21 protein-coding genes and 1 pseudogene are annotated in these 20804 nt (G+C 51.2%); 12 read left to right on the forward strand and 10 right to left on the reverse strand.

What is annotated here, in order from left to right; genetic code table 11:
• The first annotated feature begins 160 nt into the window (after positions 1-160).
• The 5 genes and pseudogenes from ACP7EW_RS05460 to ACP7EW_RS05480 all read left to right on the forward strand — a co-directional run bounded on the left by ACP7EW_RS05460 (position 161) and on the right by ACP7EW_RS05480 (position 3609).
• Positions 161-628 (forward strand): helix-turn-helix domain-containing protein, encoded by a 468-nt coding sequence (locus tag ACP7EW_RS05460; RefSeq protein ID WP_426215784.1) that lies wholly within the window; start codon positions 161-163, stop codon positions 626-628.
• Between the two features lie 104 nt (positions 629-732).
• Complete coding sequence (locus ACP7EW_RS05465) at positions 733-1701, forward strand: DUF6896 domain-containing protein (protein WP_426215786.1); 969 nt, start codon at positions 733-735, stop codon at positions 1699-1701.
• Between the two features lie 69 nt (positions 1702-1770).
• A pseudogene (locus tag ACP7EW_RS05470) lies at positions 1771-2379 on the forward strand (histidine phosphatase family protein); the annotation flags it as partial.
• 156 nt (positions 2380-2535) lie between these two features.
• Entirely contained in the window at positions 2536-2922 is a 387-nt protein-coding gene (locus tag ACP7EW_RS05475) for a DUF7693 family protein (RefSeq protein ID WP_426216393.1), read from the forward strand.
• 444 nt (positions 2923-3366) lie between these two features.
• Positions 3367-3609 carry a hypothetical protein gene (locus ACP7EW_RS05480; RefSeq protein WP_426215788.1) on the forward strand — a complete coding sequence of 81 codons (243 nt, stop codon included), beginning with the start codon at positions 3367-3369 and terminating at the stop codon, positions 3607-3609.
• A 261-nt stretch (positions 3610-3870) separates the two neighbouring features.
• On the opposite strand, the gene ACP7EW_RS05485 is transcribed toward ACP7EW_RS05480, so the two are convergent.
• The 5 genes from ACP7EW_RS05485 to ACP7EW_RS05505 all read right to left on the reverse strand — a co-directional run bounded on the left by ACP7EW_RS05485 (position 3871) and on the right by ACP7EW_RS05505 (position 8361).
• Positions 3871-4563: a PA1136 family autoinducer-binding transcriptional regulator gene (locus ACP7EW_RS05485; RefSeq protein WP_426215790.1), complete on the reverse strand. Its 693-nt coding sequence runs from the start codon at positions 4561-4563 to the stop codon at positions 3871-3873.
• A 23-nt stretch (positions 4564-4586) separates the two neighbouring features.
• Entirely contained in the window at positions 4587-5465 is an 879-nt protein-coding gene (hchA, locus tag ACP7EW_RS05490; protein ID WP_426215792.1) for a glyoxalase III HchA, read from the reverse strand.
• 427 nt (positions 5466-5892) lie between these two features.
• A complete protein-coding gene (locus tag ACP7EW_RS05495) occupies positions 5893-6141 on the reverse strand; it encodes a CsbD family protein (protein ID WP_426215794.1) in 249 nt (82 codons plus the stop codon).
• Positions 6142-6322: 181 nt separating this feature from the next.
• A complete protein-coding gene (locus tag ACP7EW_RS05500; RefSeq protein WP_426216395.1) occupies positions 6323-7693 on the reverse strand; it encodes a heavy metal sensor histidine kinase in 1371 nt (456 codons plus the stop codon).
• Positions 7690-8361: a heavy metal response regulator transcription factor gene (locus tag ACP7EW_RS05505; protein ID WP_426215796.1), complete on the reverse strand. Its 672-nt coding sequence runs from the start codon at positions 8359-8361 to the stop codon at positions 7690-7692. Before ACP7EW_RS05505 ends, ACP7EW_RS05500 begins: the two co-directional genes overlap by 4 nt.
• Before the next feature lie 146 nt (positions 8362-8507).
• Here ACP7EW_RS05505 and ACP7EW_RS05510 point away from each other — a divergent pair, with 146 nt between their 5' ends.
• From ACP7EW_RS05510 to ACP7EW_RS05520, 3 genes are all read left to right on the forward strand, one after another.
• The gene (locus ACP7EW_RS05510) at positions 8508-9011 is read left to right on the forward strand and encodes a GlcG/HbpS family heme-binding protein (RefSeq protein ID WP_426215798.1); all 504 of its coding nucleotides are present in this window, start codon (positions 8508-8510) and stop codon (positions 9009-9011) included.
• A gap of 10 nt (positions 9012-9021) precedes the next feature.
• Positions 9022-9432 (forward strand): hydroxyisourate hydrolase, encoded by a 411-nt coding sequence (gene uraH / locus ACP7EW_RS05515; RefSeq protein ID WP_426215800.1) that lies wholly within the window; start codon positions 9022-9024, stop codon positions 9430-9432.
• 270 nt (positions 9433-9702) lie between these two features.
• On the forward strand, positions 9703-9912 hold the full coding sequence (locus ACP7EW_RS05520) for a hypothetical protein (protein WP_426215802.1): 210 nt from the start codon (positions 9703-9705) through the stop codon (positions 9910-9912).
• A gap of 223 nt (positions 9913-10135) precedes the next feature.
• Here ACP7EW_RS05520 and ACP7EW_RS05525 read toward each other — a convergent pair whose 3' ends face one another.
• Positions 10136-10384 (reverse strand): hypothetical protein, encoded by a 249-nt coding sequence (locus ACP7EW_RS05525; RefSeq protein ID WP_426215805.1) that lies wholly within the window; start codon positions 10382-10384, stop codon positions 10136-10138.
• 547 nt (positions 10385-10931) lie between these two features.
• Here ACP7EW_RS05525 and ACP7EW_RS05530 point away from each other — a divergent pair.
• Positions 10932-13031 (forward strand): PAS domain S-box protein, encoded by a 2100-nt coding sequence (locus tag ACP7EW_RS05530; protein ID WP_426215807.1) that lies wholly within the window; start codon positions 10932-10934, stop codon positions 13029-13031.
• 79 nt (positions 13032-13110) lie between these two features.
• On the opposite strand, the gene ACP7EW_RS05535 is transcribed toward ACP7EW_RS05530, so the two are convergent.
• From ACP7EW_RS05535 to ACP7EW_RS05545, 3 genes are all read right to left on the reverse strand, one after another.
• Complete coding sequence (locus ACP7EW_RS05535) at positions 13111-15564, reverse strand: response regulator (RefSeq protein ID WP_426215810.1); 2454 nt, start codon at positions 15562-15564, stop codon at positions 13111-13113.
• Positions 15565-15841: 277 nt separating this feature from the next.
• A complete protein-coding gene (locus tag ACP7EW_RS05540; protein ID WP_426181043.1) occupies positions 15842-16213 on the reverse strand; it encodes a response regulator in 372 nt (123 codons plus the stop codon).
• A gap of 256 nt (positions 16214-16469) precedes the next feature.
• Entirely contained in the window at positions 16470-17819 is a 1350-nt protein-coding gene (locus tag ACP7EW_RS05545; RefSeq protein WP_426215812.1) for a methyl-accepting chemotaxis protein, read from the reverse strand.
• A 271-nt stretch (positions 17820-18090) separates the two neighbouring features.
• Between ACP7EW_RS05545 and ACP7EW_RS05550 the strand changes: the two genes are divergently transcribed.
• Genes ACP7EW_RS05550 through ACP7EW_RS05560 form a run of 3 tightly spaced genes read left to right on the forward strand, consistent with a single transcriptional unit; the run spans position 18091 to position 20217 of the window.
• Positions 18091-18564, forward strand: coding sequence for a thiol-disulfide oxidoreductase DCC family protein (locus tag ACP7EW_RS05550; protein ID WP_426215814.1), 474 nt, complete (start codon positions 18091-18093; stop codon positions 18562-18564).
• Positions 18551-20089 carry a cryptochrome/photolyase family protein gene (locus ACP7EW_RS05555; protein ID WP_426215816.1) on the forward strand — a complete coding sequence of 513 codons (1539 nt, stop codon included), beginning with the start codon at positions 18551-18553 and terminating at the stop codon, positions 20087-20089. The genes ACP7EW_RS05550 and ACP7EW_RS05555 overlap by 14 nt, the downstream gene beginning before the upstream one ends.
• Positions 20086-20217, forward strand: coding sequence for a DUF2256 domain-containing protein (locus ACP7EW_RS05560; RefSeq protein ID WP_426215818.1), 132 nt, complete (start codon positions 20086-20088; stop codon positions 20215-20217). Before ACP7EW_RS05555 ends, ACP7EW_RS05560 begins: the two co-directional genes overlap by 4 nt.
• A 42-nt stretch (positions 20218-20259) precedes the next feature.
• Here ACP7EW_RS05560 and ACP7EW_RS05565 read toward each other — a convergent pair whose 3' ends face one another.
• Positions 20260-20622 carry a histone-like nucleoid-structuring protein, MvaT/MvaU family gene (locus ACP7EW_RS05565; protein ID WP_426215820.1) on the reverse strand — a complete coding sequence of 121 codons (363 nt, stop codon included), beginning with the start codon at positions 20620-20622 and terminating at the stop codon, positions 20260-20262.
• Positions 20623-20804: the final 182 nt, after the last annotated feature.

A 20804-nucleotide genomic window follows, 5' to 3' on the forward strand; every position in this document is an offset into this window, starting at 1 on the left:
TTAGGTGCTGCTCTCATGACCAATCCATCATCAATCCAAACATCCCGCCGCTATGATCAAATGACTGCCTGGCAAACCATATGTCACGATAATATCACTATCGTCTGTTTATCGAAACACGCTTACCGTGGCTCTATCCTCGCTTTTGAGGATCCGTCTCATGCATCTGAAAGAAGCGCTGGCAGGAGCATTGCGTGGAGCTCGTGCTCATCAGGGGTTGAGTTACGAAGAGTTGGCGGGGGCAACGCACAGAACGTACGTGGGGAAGCTTGAGCAGGCCCGAGCGAATGCGACGCTGGAGAAACTGGACGAGATAGCTGACTACCTAGGCCTCGACCTTTTGACTATGGTCACTCTCGCCATTGCTGCGCAGGGTGAAGAACTCCCGTCAGAGGCATTACAGCGTACTGCCTTGCGTGTCAGGGAATTCGAGATATCTGGAGGGTGGCAGTTGGTGGAGGAGCAATTCAGTGATGGAAAGCTCATCAAGCGCTTCCAAGGCAAGCCTAAACAGCCGCTTAATGCAGATTCCATTCGAGCGCTAAAAGCACAAGGTCTCGACAGGAAAGCAATCTCTGAAACGCTTGGGATTGCGAGAAGTACCGTCCAGAAATATTGGAACGCATAAGACTTATTGCGCTCGCGGAGTCTAATCGATGTGGGCGCTCCTTCAGAGCTGGCTGTCGTGCTATACCAAACCCCTTACGGCACTTTTGTCTACTCCGAGGCCCCATGGACGAGCGACTTTCCAGTCTGATAAACGACTACCTACGGGCTGTTCGGACAGCTTTGACATTAATGCAGAAATCGGGGATTCCCCTTCCCCATAGCTCTAGCGAGTGGGTTGATACCGATCTGTCGCACATCTCCAGCTTGAATGACGGCATCGATTATCTTAAGCATGGAAACGGATGTTGGGTGGATCTGCCAGACGGCGGTGTGGATTTCGATTTCGGCAGGCGTGGGGAAACTTCTGGCCTAGACGCTTGGCGGCTTGCACGGTTCGCCAAAAAGAGGCAGGAAACCTATGGCTTTTCGACAGATAAGGATCTCTACGAGTGCTTTAACGACGCGGTAGGCAAGAACTTGGTAGTCCCATTGGATACGGCTCTGCATCGCCTTGCAAACCAGTCTGTGGAATACGTTTCAAGCATTGACAGCAGGAGCGAAGGCGACTTGCTTCCTCATAGAGAACAGGACAAGGTTCTCACTCTGCAAATCCACTATTTTTATGCAGCCGACCTGATGCTGAAGCACTACGATTCGCTGGTCAGCAAATTGGATAAAAACAAAAAACTAAGCAGGAATGATGAGATCAATTTCAGGATATACTTGACCTCTTGGCTGGGCTTTCTAGCCGTGACGTGCGAGGGCTATAAAGACCTCAACATGTATTTGCTACTCAATAATGAAAGACCCGTTAACTACCAAGAGCTGATCCCCAAATGCAATAAACTCAGCAGCTCGATTAAAAAGCATTACCATGATTTGCGTAAATTTCGAAATAATGTATTTCATCTGCGCACTAGCACTGACGACACAGTAGCGTTTCTCTCGCCTGAGGCAGATCGTCTTTCCTGGGCGCGATCAATCCACAGAGATCTCAAGTCTTTTTTTTCTGACTATCGAGTGCTTTGTGAATGCCATTACATGTTCAATGGGCGACGAAGCGAGGGTGAATTTGGTCAGAGGGGCAAGTGAGGATTCGAAGGACGACCTGACTACGACTCATGGTGAGCGAATCGCAAAATTTTCGCGGGTGAGACATTAATGAAACATGTCAGGCTAATACGCCACGGGGAAAGCGCCGCGAACGCTGGTGAAGCCAGCTCGGATCACGCGAGCATCCCTCTAACGCCAAAGGGTGTCGAACAAGCGCACTTGGTGGCCGGGTCATTCGCCCAAGCCCCGGATCTGATCGTAGCCTCGCCTTTCACCCGAGCGCATTCAACCGCTATGGCGACCGCAGCGGTGTTTCCTCATGTCCCTTTTGAAATTTGGCCCATCCAAGAATTCACTTACCTCGAACCCGCGCGGTGCACTGGCACAACCGTCGCTGATCGGCGTGAATGGGTGGAGGCGTACTGGGCTAAAGCAGATCAAGGTTTCACGGATGGTGAAGGCGCTGAGTCATTTCTAGATTTCATAGCTAGAGCTCAGTCTTTCTTGAAGTGTCTTGCTGAGCATCCCGCCCAACACGTCGTTGCGTACTCTCATGGCCAGTTCATTAACGCTGTAGCCTGGCTAATTGAGCGCAAACCGCTCGGCATTGACGGCGGAGCTATGGTGGATTGGCGTGAGTATGAGGTCGCAAACCACGTGCCCAATTGTGGTGAGTGCCAGCTTTCGAAAGATCCCGACGAAGCCGGTTGGAGAGTGAGCCGTTCAGCTCCTAAGGAATCACGAATGGATGCAACTTGGCGAGTACCAGGCAGAGCCTATCAAGCCGCTCGTGATCCTGAGCGCCTGCTCATTGAAGAGCGGGCTGAGGCTCTCTCTGCGGCAGGCTATCCGCTGCCAAGTGATGATCCGGCTATGTACGCCGAGGAAAGGCTGAAACAGGCCAGAGCGGCAGCGCATTCATCCCAGGTAGGTAGCATTAGCGAAAGCACTGCGGGTGAACTTTCAGCAAGAGAGGTATGCCAGGTATTGCGAGAGGTTACCTTCGAGCGACGGACGATGACAAAGGTAGGCCAAGCGCCTTGGGACGAGGTTTACGCAGGGCATTTTGTGGTCAACGTCGAGGGTTGGCGGATATCGATCTACAACGACTGTGACACGCTCGACTTCTGCGAAGAATGCGTGAGTCCAGAAGGACGGCGATGGTCGTTTAGCGCAGGGGATCGATTTGGAACAGATCCCATTGCGTTGCTCAGCACTTGGGAGCATCAGAAGCTTGAGCGTCTCATGAAGGCGCTCTAGGGGAGCAATGGTTGAGCGGGCCTCTGCGAGGACGGCTGTCGTAAACCAAGCCTCGCCGTTGCTGAGTCTTGGCCCTGTGGGCTTTCATCCTCCCGCCTGCGCGCTCCGCTTGCTATAGATCTTCCTTCACCGATCTATGAGTTTTGTAGGCCAATGTCCTCATCGTGATTGAACCCTCTGCTTGGAAGATCGTGAGTTGTGCATGGCTGCCGTTGGCTACACGCAGAAATTTTCTAATAAAACACGGTGAATCCAAGGCAAATTCTCAACCTCCACAGGTGTAAAGATGGCTCACGCGGGGGACGCTTTCATATCCTATGGCCTCAATGCGTCGGGTCATTGGCTATGTGTTTGAACCTCTGCGCCGCGACCCCGGTCTTGTATTTCAAATGACCAAACCAAAACCGCCAATGGGGTGCGGTAGCAAAGCAAGCGGAGCCGACTATGAACAACGCTACCAATGATTTACCTGAGGTTGTCCGAAGGCACGTTAAGAAAATCATCTCCGATATTGAGTGCGCGGGATCAATGATTCTGGCCGTCAAAAGTGGGGCGCGAGCTAACGGGTTTGTGCTGGGGTTGGTGTGTGCAGGAGGGATAACCGCAGACCAGGGCGAGGCGCTGTACGAGTATTTTGACCACGCAACTGAGAACAGACTCAAGGTACTGAGTTTGGGTTTGTCTTAAGACATGAATCGCTCCGGGGTTCGTAGACACCTCTTTGATTTGAACTGAGGCCAATTAGGAGGTTCCGAGAGCAACACAGATTCAAAATCCATGCAGTCAATCAAGAGGCCGAAAAGACGCGACCTGTCATTGAAGTAGGTATCCAAGACAAGACGTAATCCAGGATGCTATTTGGGAAAGAATTTTTCTTCTCCCAAGTCATGTACCAACGCTGTTGCTCAGTTGGACAACACAGGATATTCGCCAACTACGGTTCCGATCTTAACCTTCGATTTGACCTGTTCGAATCGCTAACTTGACCGCTTGTGCAGTTGTTGCGACTCCAAGACGTCGGCGCGCCAGACGAAGGTGATTCTCTACAGTGCGCTCAGATAAACCAAGAGTTGCAGCTATATCCGCTTGTCGGCGTCCTGCTGATATCCAAGCCAGAACTTCACGCTCTCGCCGTGAAAGGTTTTTAACCACCTCACCCGCCGGGGCCTCGAGTAAACGCCGAGCGGAGAAAAAAGCCGCCGTCGCGACGATACTCAATCCAAGCCGTACTCGCGTCGAACCATTTATCTTTTCACCGCCTAAGCTCATGGCACCTTCAAGCCCCAACGGCCCGAATATGGGTACCTGCAATCCCTGTACGCCCGGCCCGCTAGGTGAGCGTATGACCTGATAGCACTCTTCGCCATGCACGTGCTCTTTCTTCCAGAAAAAGGCTTCACGAGAACTCAGAATATGACGAGTAACCGGGCAGCGTCTTACGTACGTCTCAGCATCAACCCCTTGGCCTTCGCCAAACCAATCCCCCTCAACCCAATAAAGGCGTTCGACAACATCTTCGTTTGCGGAAGACGCCGAAAAGAGTACAAACCGATCATATCCATAGGGCTTAGCAATCCGCCGGACGACGTCTTGGATTGTGCCAAGATCGCGCGCCGCCTCAATTTCGAGAGCGGCGAGCAATGTTGCCTCTATAGGCGCATTATTCAACCCGCCTCAACCTCTTTCAGAAGAGCGTCCGCCGCTAATTTGCCCAAGTTATTCCCCGCCAGAGGGCTGTCACCGGTAAGCAATTTACGGTCTTTGAACGTAGCTCCGGAAATCCCCTCATTGACGATCTCGACCCCTAGCGCCTTTAACTGCTCGCCAAACTTCCAGGTCAGATGCCCAGGCATGTAGCCGATTTCAGGTGTCTTCGCGTCAAGAGAGTCGGGAAAAGCGCACATCTTGTAACCGTTGAAAATATAGGAGGACTTAGACTCCCCAAGGCCCGCCGCTAGCAGCGCTGCTGGGCCGTGGCATAGGGAAATCACGAACTTGTCCTTAGCGACGGCCCATTGCAGGACACGTTTCACTTCAGTGCTTTCCGGCAGCCCAATTAGAGCCCCGTGACCGCCGGGTATGAAGACGCCTATGTAGTCTGAGTCATCACCCAGCGCTGTCTCGATTACGTCAGCCAGCTTCAAAGGTTGTTTGAACTGCTCGCGGTATTTAGCGTAGAAATCCTTCACCTCAGTATCTTCTGAAGGCATGGCCCAAAATTCAAATTTCACTGGATTGCCAGACAGCGTGGCAACATCGAATGCGAAACCAGCTTTGTCGAGGTGATACATCGGCAGCAAGGTTTCAACAGGATGATTGCCTGTAGAGAACATCGTACCGTTATCTGTCAGCAAATAACGCTCATCCGCGCCAATCAGCAGGATCTTCCACCGCCCACCTTTGTAAGCGTTGGGATAGTCAGCACCACTGAGATCAGATTTCGGGGAAGTGAACTGGCTTAGCGAATATGGAGATGGGAAAAAGGCGTTGTCCTCCGCATGATCCGGCGTCGGGCGTTTGTCGTCACTCTGCGATGTAGCCATGGTCTGTCCTCGATTCGGCCAAATATTGAATTCAATCCTAGTAGCGCGACGTAGAGCTCGCAATGAGGGAATTCCCCTAAAACTGACCCGTCTTCCGACTTCCTCGAGGATCAAATCAAATAAATAGGCTGTCTAGGCTGAGGTGAGGCCATTGCAATTGGCGAACGTAATCACGCTGGAGGATCGGACTTGCAACCTCTGCCCCCTCGATTATTCGATCTATATGAAGGATTAAGTGTTCTAGGGCCTTCACTGAGCGACAAAACACCACCCAAATGGCCACTTTTTTTGATGGTGATTGCTGATAATGAGGGGTTAATAACGGGAGCTGACGACAGCTCGAAAGACCGTCGACTCGACACCCTCTTACTCCTTGCTAACGGAACGCCAAGGAGTACGAGGGAAACTTAACTCAAGCTACTGAAGTTCAGCGACTCAGCAACCTCTTGAGCACGAGTAGAGCAACAGCACCGATTGCCAGTGCAGCAACTGGCTTCTCTTTGACGAACGTAGCCACGCTGTCCAGTGCATCGCCGTAGGTTTGCGTCAGCTGACCTGCAGCTTGGCGTCCAGCACCTTCAGCTTCAATCTTTGAATCACCCAGCAATTTGCCTACGGCGCTCTGAGCTTTGCCAGCAACCTTCTCTACAACGCCTTCGACCTGTTCGCTCTTCATAAATCACCAAACCTTTGCGTGTAATTAATTGCCCAGGGTAAGCCTGAGCTAGGGCTATCTGCACAGCATTAGGGGGATGACCATTATGAAAAGTTCAAAGTTCAGGAGGCTCAGAAGCTGAAGTGAGCGCATCCGTATTGCCGACACTACAGTCTAGGTGACGACGGTTCAGTAAGACTGCTCAAGCATTTCGAATAGGAAACTCTAAGCGAAAGTTCGTCCCTGATTGACTGCTGTCCACGGTTACCCGGCCGCCATGCAACTGCATAATTGAGCGAACGATTGCTAACCCCAATCCACCTGAGTCGTCCGGCTGATTGCGTGACGGATCGCACCGGTAAAAGCGCTCGAACAGTCGAGGCAGATGGTGCGCCGAGATCGGTTGGCCTCGGTTGTGTACTGTGACTTCAATCCTGTCCTCCCACGCCACACTGCTGATAGTGACTGCCGTAGCAGAAGAACCATAACGCAGCGCGTTGGAGAGTAAGTTAGCCAATGCTCGACGGATCAAGACCGGATCAGCAAGCAGCTGATCATGGGCCTGATTGATCAGCGTAATATCACGCTCTTGCGCCACGCCTTCAAAATACTCACACAGTTGCTCGACTAGATCGTGCAGGTTGATGAGCTCAGCACTTACAGATGCATGCGACTGCTCGTTACGAGCGAGAAACAGCATGCTGTCGATCATTCGCGCCAGACGCTCATATTCTTCCTGATTGGAAACCAGCAGGTTCTGATAGTCTTCAATTGAACGGCCATGCCTCAGCGATTGTTGGGTGTGCCCCATCAGGTTAGTGAGCGGGGTACGCATCTCATGGGCGAGATCCTCTGAGAATCGTGAGAGCTGGGCGAACCCCTCTTCGAGGCGTGTCAGCATCTGATTAAGCGCTTGGCTGAGCACTTGCAGCTCACTGAATTCGTTGAACTCGTCCAACCGCAGATGCAGGTGGTGTGCATCAATCGCGGCAGCGCGCTTTGCCAGCAGGCGCACAGGTCGTAAGCCTCGCTGACTGACCCACCCGCCGAGCACAAAAGCGAGCAATGCGCCCACCGACATCGCGAGCCAGAGCTTGAGTCGGTAAGCACCCAGCATTTGCTCGCGCTCGCTCAACAACTTGCCAGCAATCAGGGTCAAGCCGCGATCACCCTGCATCACATGCTGCCAGGCAAGCCGCACCGGCACGGAAGTGTCACTGTCACCTAACTGAGCCTGGGCTGCTGCCGGTAGCCTGGGCAAGCTCATGCTGACGGGGTTGATTTCGATCAGCACCTGGCCTGTGTTATCGATGATCCATAGCAGGTTGTCGCGATTGCCGAGCATATTTTCGTATAGCTTGGGCCGATTTCTGAGTTGCTCGACGCTGACACTGTCGTTGATCAATGCCTGCATGCGCTCCAGGCGCCCGAGCAGGGCCTGGTCATCGCCCCAGGCGATTTCTCGCTGTAACGACTGATAAAGATAAAAACCAATGGAGCCCAGCAGGAGCGAACTGACTAACGCGAACATGACCGCCAGGCGCAAGCTCATGGAGCGCGGAAACAGTTTCAGGATTGCACCTCAAGCATGTAGCCGATGCCACGCACTGTCTGTATCAACTTGAGTGGGTAAGGGTCGTCAACCTTGGCGCGCAGTCGCCGTATGGCGACGTCGACCACATTGGTATCACTGTCAAAGTTCATCTGCCAGATCTGCGAAGCAATCAACGAGCGCGATAGCACCTCCCCTTCACGGCTGACCAGCAGGTGCAACAGGGCAAATTCCTTATTGGTCAAGGTGAGGCGCTCTCCCCCGCGCGTAACTTTACGCCGCAACAGATCCAGGCTCAGGTCTGCAACTAGGAACTGCTCGACCTCACGTGGCGGCCCCCTGCGCAGCAAGGTACGTACGCGCGCCAACAACTCGGCATAGGAAAAAGGTTTGACCAGGTAATCATCGGCCCCTGCCTCAAGCCCCTTGACCCGATCCTCCACAGAGTCCCTAGCAGTCAGAAAAAGCACCGGGGTTTGCCACTTGCGCCGGATAATCTGAAGTAATTGCCATCCGTCCAGGCCCGGCAACATGACGTCCAGGATGATCAGGTCGAACTCACTTTCCTGCGCTAGATACTGGCCCTCCAAACCATCCAAGGCGACTTCCACCACGTAACCCGATTCAGTCAGGGCGTTGTGCAGGTAATCCGCTGTTTTCGCTTCATCTTCTACGACCAGGATACGCATCTTTTCCTCCGGAACTGGAGCATAGGCTAGCGCGACCGAGTGTTTTGGCACATTACATCTTGGTAATCATCAGGCAATCATTCTGACGGAGTGCACGGGGCATCATGCCTGGCTATGACTCAGCCAGACCACACAAAGGACAAAGCATGCGTATAAGCCTATCGACCTCATTGCTGATGTCACTCGCAATGAATTCAGCGCTCGCCGTTGCAGCGCCGGATCAAGTGCAGCAGCGCAACGACGTGTCACTGGTAATGGCCAATGATTTACTGAACGCAGCGTTGACAGCCTGTCATGCCGATGGCCGTACAGGTGTCGCTGCTATTGTCGACCGTGGAGGCAATTTAGTCGCCCTGCAGCGCGACGATAACGTGGGCCCACACAACGCATCAGCCGCCCAACGCAAGGCCTATACCGCCCTATCGACCAAGACGCCAACACGACTATTGGCAGAGCGCGCTCGCAGTACACCCGATGCTGAAAACCTTAACACCCTGGATGAGCTATTGCTGCTGGGCGGAGGCGTGCCGCTGCTGTTTGAAGGGCAAGTAATTGGAGCTATCGGAGTGGCCGGTGCCGGCGGTGCAGCAAACGATGAAGGTTGCGCATTGGCCGCTATCAACAAAATTTTACCTACCGTCAAAAACTAAGGACATCACCATGACTGGAATAAAAATGTTCTTCACTGGCCTTTTATTGAGTGTCGTATCGTCACTGGCGTTAGCGGCAGGAAACCCGCTGAGCGTACACGTACTCAACTTACAGGATGGTCTGCCCTCCCCTGGTGTAAATGTCACATTGGAAAAACAGGACGGCAAGAGCTGGGACATGCTCAACAGCGCTTCGACAAATGAGCAAGGTCGTATTCCCGGGTTGTATCCCGAAGGTCAGGCTCTGGAGAAAGGCATCTACCGTGTCACCTTCAAGACAGGTGAGTGGTTCAAAGCACACAAGATTCCAAGTTTCTTCCCTGAGGTACCGGTAATCTTTGAGGTAGACGGTACTCTGGCGCACTACCACATTCCATTATTGGTCAGCCCCTACGGTTTCTCTACCTACAGAGGCAACTGAACTTCGACCGGACAGAGAGGCAATGCCGAGCCTAATCTAAAGGCCGGCATTCCAGCTTTTAGACTTGGCACGAATATCGTGTACGTGACCTGTATCTCAGCGCTGGACTCGCCCAAACCTTGCGTCTAATTGGTCGGCCTGACATTGCGGCTATCTCCCACACGCTAAGGGAATGTGCCTATTCACAAGTTCAAGGTTGATGAGTTGTACGCAAATTGCTAGCCCACGCCTTTGACTGCGCTATGCTGAGTTTCCCTATGGAGCCCACAAATGCCCAGTGAATACTCATTGCCGGAGTTGCTGGAAAGGATGTACCAAAACCAACTCGCCTTAGAGGCAGCCCTGATGGAACTGACGCTTCATGTGGAAGCTCATGGACATGCAGATGTAGGGAATAACGTCCGTGGAGCCCTGGAGACAATCGGCGATAACGCCGGCCACATAAAACAGGGCTTGGCGCGTCTCAGCAAGCTCACGTGATTCAAAAGCTATCTGATTTTGATCTCAAATGCGCCTCACGGGAGCACTACGTTATTTAAGTAGCTGCCATCTTTACCGAAGCCTGAAAGCTTCGCACTAGGCGGCAGTGGCTGAGCTCGCTACAAAGACGTCATCGCACCATGAAGAGCCGCCGCATGGAGCGACCCGAACGAGGGCAACGCATTCCGAGTGAAGAAGCTAGGGCGTTAAGCCCTAGCGGATCTTACTTTTTCTTTTTCGCAGGCTTCTCTGCCTTCTCTGATTTCTTCGCCTTGTCTGGCTTGCTATCAGCTTTTTTCACGGATTTCTTTGGTTCAGCATCTTTTTTCTTGTCTTTCTTTTCTGGAGATTTTGACAGAACAGATGCAGCCGCAGATTTTTTTGCTGGTGAGGACTTTTTGTCTTTCAAGTCCTTGCTGGCTTTCGAAGCTTCGCTTTTTCCTTTCTTGTCGTCTTTAGCCACGTTGACCACCTCTCAAAGTATGCCGTTGTTGGCAAATCACCTGTGAAATTCTTCACAAGCTATTTGTTAGGTGAGCGCATTCAATGACCGTTCAACTTTTTATGCACCGACACAAAACATCAGCAGAATCGCTCCTATAGGCTATAGCCAAAAGGGTTGCGACTGGCTCTTTTGACGTGCTGAGAAAGAATATTGAGGCAACCAATCGTAAGGTGTAGCCGTCTCGTCGACCTAGAGGGGTAGAGTGATTTTGGCAAAATTTTTTTTATCATAAAAAAAATCTTTGTTTTATAAAAAGACCAAAATCTCATAATCATCGTCCAAAAAAGGGGTTTTGACGCATCCAAAAAGACGAGGCAAATGGTAGTACAATCAAACTCTTAAGATAACGTTACAGGACGGTTAGACATTAGATTGCAGAGGCATAACGCCATCATTTTTCGTCCGCTATTTCATTACTCCGTAAGCAGTTGACATATAGGCACAGCATATTTTTCTCACCCTATCTGGACTGATGTATTCTACTGAGAAAGTCCACCTCCGTTAGGTATAGCATTTGACCTCGACCAACGCCCCCTCTGAGCTGGACATCCTCCGCCAGGAACAAAATCAGCTTAGGGCACGCATAGCGCAAATCGAATCCTACAATCGTCTGGTGCTGGACAGTGCGTTGGATTACGCCGTAATTACCGCTGACGCTTCTGGCCGAGTTACCGACTGGAGTGAAGGTGCGCACCAAATCCTTGGGTGGACTAAGGACGAAATGCTAGGTAGCCCTCTGCATAAGATTTTCACATTAGAAGACTGCGAAAACGGCATACCAGAACGGGAAATTGGGTCAGCGGTTAGCCAAGGCAGGGCTGATGACGACCGGTGGCATATGCGTTCGGACGGGGGGCGATTTTGGGCAAGCGGTGTCATGATGCCAATGCTTCAAGATGGTAATTTGATAGGTGTGGTCAAAATCCTGAGAGATCTTACGGATAGAGTCCAGGCTGACGAGCGTGGTCAAATTGCTGCCAAGCTGCTCGAAGCGCAGTACCAGGAAATAGCAGAGAATATTCCTCAACTTGTATGGATTTCTGATACTGAAGGCAATGACCTGTATTTCAACGGCAAGTGGTCGGAATTCAGCGGTCTAACCAGCAATCAGCTTCGCGATACTGGCTGGACAGCTTTTATTTCGGGAGCGCTACGAGATCCTGTCATAAATCGCAGTACAGTAGCTATGTCTGATGAGTTGCCTTGGGAAGATACATTCCAAATGCGTAACTCAAACGGGAAGGACTACTGGTTTTTATGCAAGGCCTTACCTATACGTAATGAAGCTGGGCAAGTCGTAAGGTGGTTCTTCACCTGCACAGATGTCGACGCTATGCAAAAGAAATCAGACGATTTACAAGATATGGCTTTGAACCTGGTGGCGGAAGCGGATATTCAAACTAGCGCCCTACATAACTCTCAATTTGAATTAAAACAGGCATTGGGAGGACGTGCGGCAGCAGAAGATCAAGTGAGACAACTCCAAAAAATGGAAGCTGTCGGTCAGTTGACAGGCGGTATTGCTCACGACTTTAACAACATGCTTACTATCATAATCGGTGGCATATGTTTGCTAAGAAGTCGTATGGAGCGCGGTGAGACTGAGGTGAGCAAATATATTGACCTAGCGCTAGAAGGTACTACTCGCGCAACTCAACTCACTCGTCGATTACTGGCCTTCGCCCGCCAGCAACCTTTATCTCCAGAGCCAGTGGATCTAAATCGTCTTGTAACCAGTATGTCTGACCTTCTTCAGCGATCTCTTGGTAGTAATATCAAGCTGGAGTTTGTCCGACACGCCGGGCTTTGGCCTACCCTCGCGGACTACAGTAGCCTTGAGCAGGGGATTCTCAACCTTTGCATTAACGCGAGAGATGCCATGAGCAACGGTGGTCGTATTACAGTTGAGACAGGAAATGTTTATGTCGATGACAACTATGCGAAACAAGAACGCATAGAGCCGGGCCAATATGTCATGGTTGCGGTGAGCGACACAGGCACAGGCATTCCTGATCACGTACTAGCAAGGGTATTTGAGCCATACTTCACGACTAAGGGGGCAGGCAAAGGTACCGGTCTAGGTCTGGCGCAAGTTTACGGATTTGCGAAACAGTCAAAGGGCCACCTAAAGCTATATTCGGAAGTCGGTCATGGCACATCTGTGAAACTTTATCTCCCCCGCTATTCAGGCGACATTCAACCAATAGATCGAATGATTGTAGTGGAGAACGAAGTACCACGCGCCAAGCCGGGCGAAAGTATATTGGTGGTCGAGGATGACCCTATAGTACGTTTCATAAGTGTAGAGTCCTTAACTGAACTCGGGTACGAGGTGATTGAGGCCGACTCTGGAAAAGCCGCCTTAATTACACTAGCCAGCAATTCAAATATTTCATTACTATTTACTGATGTAGTTATGCCAGAGATGACAGGCAAAGAACTAGCCGACCGCATCGCAACTACTGGTTCTCTAATACCTGTGCTATACACTACAGGATATACACGCAACGCTATTGTACATAACGAAACGCTAGATCGAGGCGTAGCACTTTTACCGAAGCCCTTTACACTTCATGAACTTGCAGTCAAGGTTAGGCAAGAAATAGATCGCTAGGATTGCTTTTTCAAGTTTAGCAGCCCGCTCATAGAGAGCGGGTAAGATAATTAGATGTAAGAGCCTACAATCTATTTTACTATTGCCGCCGCGCGAGCTTATAAGCATCCTCGATGGCCTGAGCAATATCTTCCAGGCTGTAGGGCTTGCGAAGCATTACTACGTTATCAAGCATATTCTGCTGATCCCCACCAGACGCGAAGACAATGGCGAGCCTTTCAAAAAGGCTCCGCGCTTTTTCTGCCAACGCTTCTCCTGAAATCCCACCAAGCCTGATATCAGTGATGAGTACATCAGTATTTTTATTGATCAAGCGAAAGGCGTCTTCTGCACTGGAAGCTAAGAAAACCTGGTGATTTAAGCTTTGGATTAGCTCTAACGTAACAGCACCAATAACTGGATCATCTTCAACAAAAACTATATTTAGTGATACGCGTGCAACTTGAGTAGGCTCTACTACACGCGGACTAGCTGGATTCGTTGCATTAGGCTGTCGTTGCCGTTGGTTTGCAAGGACATGACGAATCCGGCGAGCTAGCGCTTCCCTAGTATAAGGCTTGCCTAAAAGTTCAACGCCACGGTCAAGCTTTCCACCGTGTACGATTGCATTCTCTGTATAACCAGAAGTGTATAGCACAGCTAAATTAGGATGAAGATCGCAAGCTTTTTTCGCTAGTTCTGGGCTCTTAAGAGGGCCCGGCATGATCACGTCAGTGAACAGCAAATCGATAGGTAAGCCGCTTTCAACAATAGGCAAAGCACTAGCAGCATCATTAGCCTTAAGCACTCTGTACCCCAAATCCTTCAAAGTATCGACTACTATGGACTGCACGGCTATATCGTCTTCAACAACCAAAATCGTTTCACTTCCCCCTATAATTGGGCGTCTAACAGGTTTCTCTATCGCCTCCTCAGAGTCTAGGGAGCGAGGTAAATAAATTTTGACAGTAGTGCCGTGGCCAACTTCACTATAAATCTTTAAATGACCACCGGACTGTTTAACAAACCCAAAGACCATCGATAAACCGAGCCCTGTGCCTTTACCCACTGGTTTAGTGGTAAAGAAAGGGTCAAAAGCTTTGTTGATGATGTCATTCGACATCCCACACCCTGTATCGCTAACAGCTAACATGACATATTCCCCTGGTGTCACCTCCTGATGCAAACCAGCGTACGACACGTCTAAAGTAGCGTTATTAACTTCGATTGTTAGCTTCCCACTTCCTCCCATAGCATCACGCGCATTGACGCAAAGATTTAGTAAGGCATTTTCGATCTGAGCGATATCAATCAAGGTGTTCCATAAGTCGGAACCTACCACTACTTCGATATCAAACTCTTCACCTAAAGTACGGCGCAGCATGTCGTCCATGCCTATTACAGTATTGCCGATTTTCACCACCCTCGGTTCGAGCGTTTGCTTGCGGCTAAATGCTAATAGATAACTTGCTAGCTTCGCTCCTCGCTCCACACCAGCCAGGGCATTGGCCAAGCGCTTTGTCGCTTTAGCGTTACCCTCCAAATCTTGATTTAAAAGCTGCAGATTTCCGGCAATCACTTGCAGGAGGTTGTTGAAATCATGAGCCACACCTCCGGTTAGCTTACCCATGGTTTCCATTTTTTGCGCTTGCTGAAGCGCATGTTCAGTTCTTTTTAACTCCGCTTCTACCTCACGCTCAGCCGTCATATCTCGACCTACTAGCAGCATCGTGTTGTCGTGCAAACTCCCATTCAATGCCATGGATACGTAGCGACCTCTCCTGCAGAGGATCCGGGCTTCAAACATAAAGGTCGACGCACTGGACGAGCATTCCGACCATTTGGACAAGAAGGCTTCTTTATCGTCAGCAAGAATGAGATCTTGGATAGGACGATTGATCAGATCTATATCTGTCCAATTGAGAGTCTTTCGAAAGGCAGGGTTTACTGCGGATATTTTCCCCGTTTCGTCAGTGACAACCATGGCCTCTACAGAAAGATTCCACATCCGATCCCGATCTGCGGTTCGATTTAGAATTTCCCGCTTAGTGGCTGTAGCGAAATCCTTCAATTTCCTCTCAGTGAGAACCCGAGATGTCGTTTCGACTACGGTATCTAAAATGCCGACGACTTTGCCTTTCTCGTCAAAAACAGGGCTGTAGCAGAAGGTAAAAAATGCCGTTTCGGGAAACCCGTGACGCACAATCTCCAGCTCGAAATCTTCGATAAAAGTCGAGATTCCGGAAAGTGCTTTTTCTGCAATAGGGCCTATGGCGCACCACGCTTCACTCCAGACCTCCGCAAATGAGCGGCCTAAAGCATTAGGTTTGGAGCCCAGAATGGGAACAAAAGCATCGTTATAAATCATGACTAATTCCGAGCCCAACGCTAGACAAGCAGGAAAGCTGGAAGTCAAAACCATATTGACCGCTACGCATTGAGCAGCGCCCCACAACGGCATCGCGCCTAGGCTGGTGTCAGCCCAAGGGAAAGCTCTGACCTGATCGGCCATATCTCCAGTTGCGGCGATAGAACTCGTAACGTTAGAAGGCATTTTTTCCCCAAGGCGTGCGGGCGCCTTGGCGCCGACTGTCACTACGTAATCGCACAATTCTACCTAAGTTTCGCTCACTTTCTGTAGCTTCAATCGAAAGATCAAATATCGAAAGCGAATTACGCGATGTGAGTAAATCCTTAATCACGAGGTGAATTCAACGAGCCGTAACAGACGTAATTGGGTGAGCCGTATGAGGGATAAGCAATTCCAAAGTCCGGCTGAAAACCTTAAAAACCAGACGAAGGTTCCGGCCCCAATGACCAGCTTTGAAGCGTCATTCCTTTAGCCGTGCTTCAGGCAACAACTGTTGGACGACAGTAAGCAGTGAGTCCAGTGCCCAGGGTTTCGGCAGGAAGGCTGCCTGATGGGGCAGCGCATCACGACGCTGGAGGTTGCCGGATGTGACAATGACAGGTAACGAGGGCCAGAGCTCAACGACAACCCTAGCAAGCCCCAAACCGTCGATCTGGCCAGGCATGTGTATGTCGGTAAGCACTAAACTCACTAAATTCGCTCGTTTTAGAACCTGCAGTGCTTCGTCGGCACTCGAAACGGGCAATACTTCCGCATCGAGGATTGAAAGCACATCAACGGCCAATTCACGAATAATTTCATCATCTTCGACTAGCAAAATCGTAGGGCGCATGGATCAGCTCTATTCTAAAGGCATGAAATTTAGAGAAAGCGAATTTGTGGTTAGTTTCATAATTCTGAAGGCTGCAGGTTTAACGACCATATCTGCTGGTAGATGTAGCCGGCGCTGTCCTGAGCGCTGGATCATAAAGATTCGCGAAAGGGCATAAACCGACCTGGTAAATGATCGATCTATGCCCTGGGAGTCTGGAGGGAATGCACGCAGCTTGAGCCGAGCGAGTAATACTACTGACAGGCACAAAATCGCCCTAGTGGGCGAACTCCAATGCAGCACGACTAAGCGTGCTAAGCCACCTGAGTCGCAAACTTACCAACCGCTTCAACACTCTCTTAGCTCCGTCCTGAATTTCAACAATAACCTGTCCTGCCTGCGTGGCTAGCTCAAGACCTTGCTCAGCTTGGGATTTACTGTTCGTCATTTCCGCTACGGTTTGATCCACTAGCTTTTGGTTCTCCAAAACAACCGAAACAATTTCTTCGGTCGCGGTGCTGGTGCGCCCGGCTAATTGTCGAACCTCATCCGCGACGACTGCAAAGCCTCGACCTTGCTCCCCTGCGCGCGCAGCTTCAATTGCAGCGTTCAATGCCAATAGGTTCGTTTGCTGGGCAATACTACTGATCGTCTGAATGATCGAACTGATTAACAGCGACTGCTTTCCAAGCGCTTCGACGCCACCAGAGGCAGCCTGCATATCCACAGCGACTTTACGCATAGTGTGCATCGTGTCGTTAACCACTATTGCACCACGTTGAGCAGTAACGTCAGTCTGCTGGGAGATCTCAAATGCCGTTTGTGCGGCCTCACTGACTTGGTGCTCACGGGCAACCTGTTCGGTAATGACCGTTGCAAACTTGATGACCTTGCGGAGTGTTCCCTCTGTATCGTAGACCGGGTTATAGGTCGCCTCCAGCCATACCGTCTGACCCCGACTATCAACACGTTGGAATCGGCCAGCGACAAATTCACCCTTGTTTAACGTCAACCAAAAATCTCTGTATTGCTGGGATGAGGCATCTTCTGGCCGGCAGAAAATACGATGGTGACTACCTTGCGCTTGTCCCAGGCTGTAACCCATCGCTTTTAAAAACTGATCATTCGCCATGAGTACATGCCCGGACAGGTCGAACTCGATCACTGCCGTTGAGCGCAGCAATGCGTCAATGAACGAGGCGTTTTCCGATGCCTTTTCCACTCTGGAAGTAATGTTCGTCGCATAGCCTGCAATATGACTCAACCGGCCAGTCGCATCCGTTACGGGCTGCCAATGGGCATGAATCCAAACCAATGAGCCATCAGCATGTAGGTACCTGTATTCATCAGAGATCGATTTCCCAGCGGCGACGGCTGCCCGAAAATTGTGAAAACAGGGGAGCTTGGAAACGTACTGCGGAACAATGTCAGCCATGGCACGACCTATAAGCTGATTCTGGGTGTACCCCAAAGCCTGTGCAAAATTGTCGTTGCAGGCGGTAATTGCAAAATTAGTATCGATACTCAGCGTCAGCATTTCACGGTGTAGGCCATCACGCAGTTGGCGCAACTCCGAAAGCTCAGCTGTTTGAGCCTGGAGCTGGTTCTTGATTTTTGTATTGAACATGGGAAAGCGCCTGTTGGGTGTTAAAAGGTCTATCGGCGTGATCAGCAACACGTTTAGCTATCAGACGAACGAAAAGCAGTGAGGCGACGAACGTCACCATCAAGTCGGCAAGCTACCGTGGCCACATGTCTTGGCTCCAGCCCCAGAAGCCAACCTGAAATCCCCGAGCAGGCACCGTTTGGAACCTGATTTCCTTTCGAGGATTAGGCCCGGTTGTCATCGAAGTTTATTGAGCATATCTTGTCTGAAAACTTATACAAGGTATCAGTAGTTGTACAAGAATGAGCGATGGCCGCTGACGCTGTATTTCGACGGCGAGTGCCCTCTTTGCGCCCGGGAGATCAAGCTCCTAAGGGAGCGGGCCTCGCCTAATCGCATTCTATTCGTTGATATCAGCGATGGTGCCTTCGACGCAAAATCTCTTGGGCTAACGCTCGTTGAAATGCAGTCGATACTGCACGCCAGGCTGGGCGATGGAACCTGGGTCACTGGCTTAGGCGCTACGCTATGGAGCTGGCGAGCTGCGGGCCTTGGTATCTGGGCCGCGCCGTTATCATGGCGGTTGACCAGGCCACTTTTAAACCTTGGCTATCGCCTATTTTGCCGCTTGCGTCCCCATTTAGCATGGCTGCCCCATCCTGATGGCAGCGCTCGGTGTTGCGATGAGGGATGCGTAGTGCCTGATACCAAACGCGACCCAGACAGCAAGACGGCGCCTGCCAGAGGTAATCATGAACAGCGCTAGCAGCCTGCGACTGATCTTGGGTGATCAGCTTTCGTTCGATCTTGCTTCACTGCAGGGCTTGGATATACAGCGCGATACGGTGCTGCTTGTCGAGGTGATGGAGGAAGCCAGCCATGTTCCTCATCATCCGCAAAAGATCACCCTCATCTTCAGTGCTATGCGCCACTTCGCCGAGGCGTTGCAGCAACGGGGAGTCAAGGTGCGGTACGTCAAGCTTGATGACCCAGAAAATACTGGATCGGTGTCTCGCGAGTTAGAGCGGTGGCACGCACTCTTACGACCGGATGCAATCCACATCACCGAGTGCGGCGACTGGCGCTTGGAGCAATCGATAAAGGACTGTGGTTTAGCGATAAAATGGCATTTGGATTCTCGCTTTCTCTGCTCCCGTGCCGAGTTCTCTACTTGGGCGAATGGCAAAAAGCAGCTACGCATGGAGTTCTTCTATCGCGAGATGCGCCGTAAGAGCCGGCTATTACTCAATGGGGACGGCAGCCCAGTCGGAGGGGCGTGGAACTTTGATGCGGAAAACAGAAAGGCTTTACCCAGGGGCGTAAGACCTCCATCACCCGCGCGCTTTACTCCTGACGCAATTACTCGAGATGTTCTTGCGTTAGTTGCCAAAAATTTCGCAAGCCACTACGGCACGCTCGACACATTCGACTATCCGGTAACCCATGCCGAAGCTCAGGCCCTCTGGGATTACTTCCTCGACTGGGGCCTGGCAGCCTTTGGTGATTACCAGGACGCGATGGCCAGTAACGAGCCGTTCCTGTTTCATGCCCGAATAAGCGCCGCGCTGAATATTGGACTGCTGGATCTTCGTCAGCTGTGCGGTGATGTGGAGGAGGCATACCTGTCAGGCAACATCGCGCTGAACGCGGCCGAAGGCTTTATCCGACAACTGATCGGCTGGCGGGAGTATGTCCGAGGCGTCTACTGGCTGAAGATGCCTGACTATGCCAATGGCAACGCGTTCGGTAATACGCGGTCGCTCCCAGAGTTCTACTGGACGGGCGACACGCAGATGAATTGCATGCGCCAAGCAATCAACCAGAGCCTTGAGCATGCCTACGCTCACCACATTCAACGCCTCATGGTGACTGGCAATTTCGCCCTGCTGGCAGGTATCGCACCGAGTCAGATATGTGAGTGGTATCTGGCGATCTACATGGACGCTTTCGATTGGGTGGAGCTGCCCAATACACTCGGCATGGTTATGCACGCAGACGGCGGATATCTAGGCTCGAAACCCTATTGCGCGAGCGGGCAATACATCAAGCGTATGTCTGATTATTGCCGAGGCTGCGATTACAAGGTAAGCGAAAGCACGACAGGCGACGCCTGCCCATTCAACTCGCTCTATTGGCACTTTCTGATGCGCCACGGCGACCGCCTTCGCGGCAATCAGCGCATGGCCATGATTTATAAAAACCTCGACCGTATGGATGAATCCAAACAGCAGGCGCTGTGGCAACGTGGACAGTGGCTGCTCGCAGAAATGGATGAAGGCAGGGGATTTTGAAAAAGAGTGAGCTTCCAGTCAAAACCTGCGCAACCTGCGGCCTCCCTTTCGCGTGGCGGAAGAAATGGGCGCGCTGCTGGGAGGAGGTACGTTACTGCTCAGAGCGTTGCCGGCGCAGCAAAAGCTGAAATCAAACAAGGGCCTACAAAGGCCCCCGATTCAATCCAGGATCACTTGCTCAGCCAGGATTCTACAGTCGCTGCGCCGTGCTCACTTTTCCACTCTTTCAAGCCCCTGTGGTTACCACCTTTCGTTTCAATAGTTTCGCCGGTGTGTGGGTTCTTATAAACCTTCACCTGACGAGCCTTGCGCGTGGCTTTAGGCTCAGATAATGGAGCGCGACGGCCTGCATGTGGATCAAGCAGGTTGATCACATCCTTCAAGCTGTAGCCATACTTTGCGAGCAAATCACGTAGCTTCTTCTCGAAATCAATTTCCTTCTGAAGGCCGGCATCCCCTTTTAGAGCTTCAAGCGCCTGAAGCTGCTCGGCGAGGTGCTTTTCGAGTTGGCGGAATTCTGCGAGTTTGGACATTGGAAACCTCTTCTAAATGTACTGGTACGTTACACCAAAAAAGAAACATGCATAAACTGATCGGCCTGGAAGCGAACGTTCTGAGTAATAAATGGAATCCCGCTCAAGGCAATGTGGTCACCTACTAGGAGGATAGAGGGCGACAAAGCATCTGGAGAATTTTATGAGCCTTGCAATGACAA

The organism is Pseudomonas sp. DWRC2-2, from assembly GCF_049897885.1.
In the GTDB taxonomy this organism is placed as follows: Bacteria; Pseudomonadota; Gammaproteobacteria; order Pseudomonadales; family Pseudomonadaceae; genus Aquipseudomonas; species Aquipseudomonas azotoformans_A.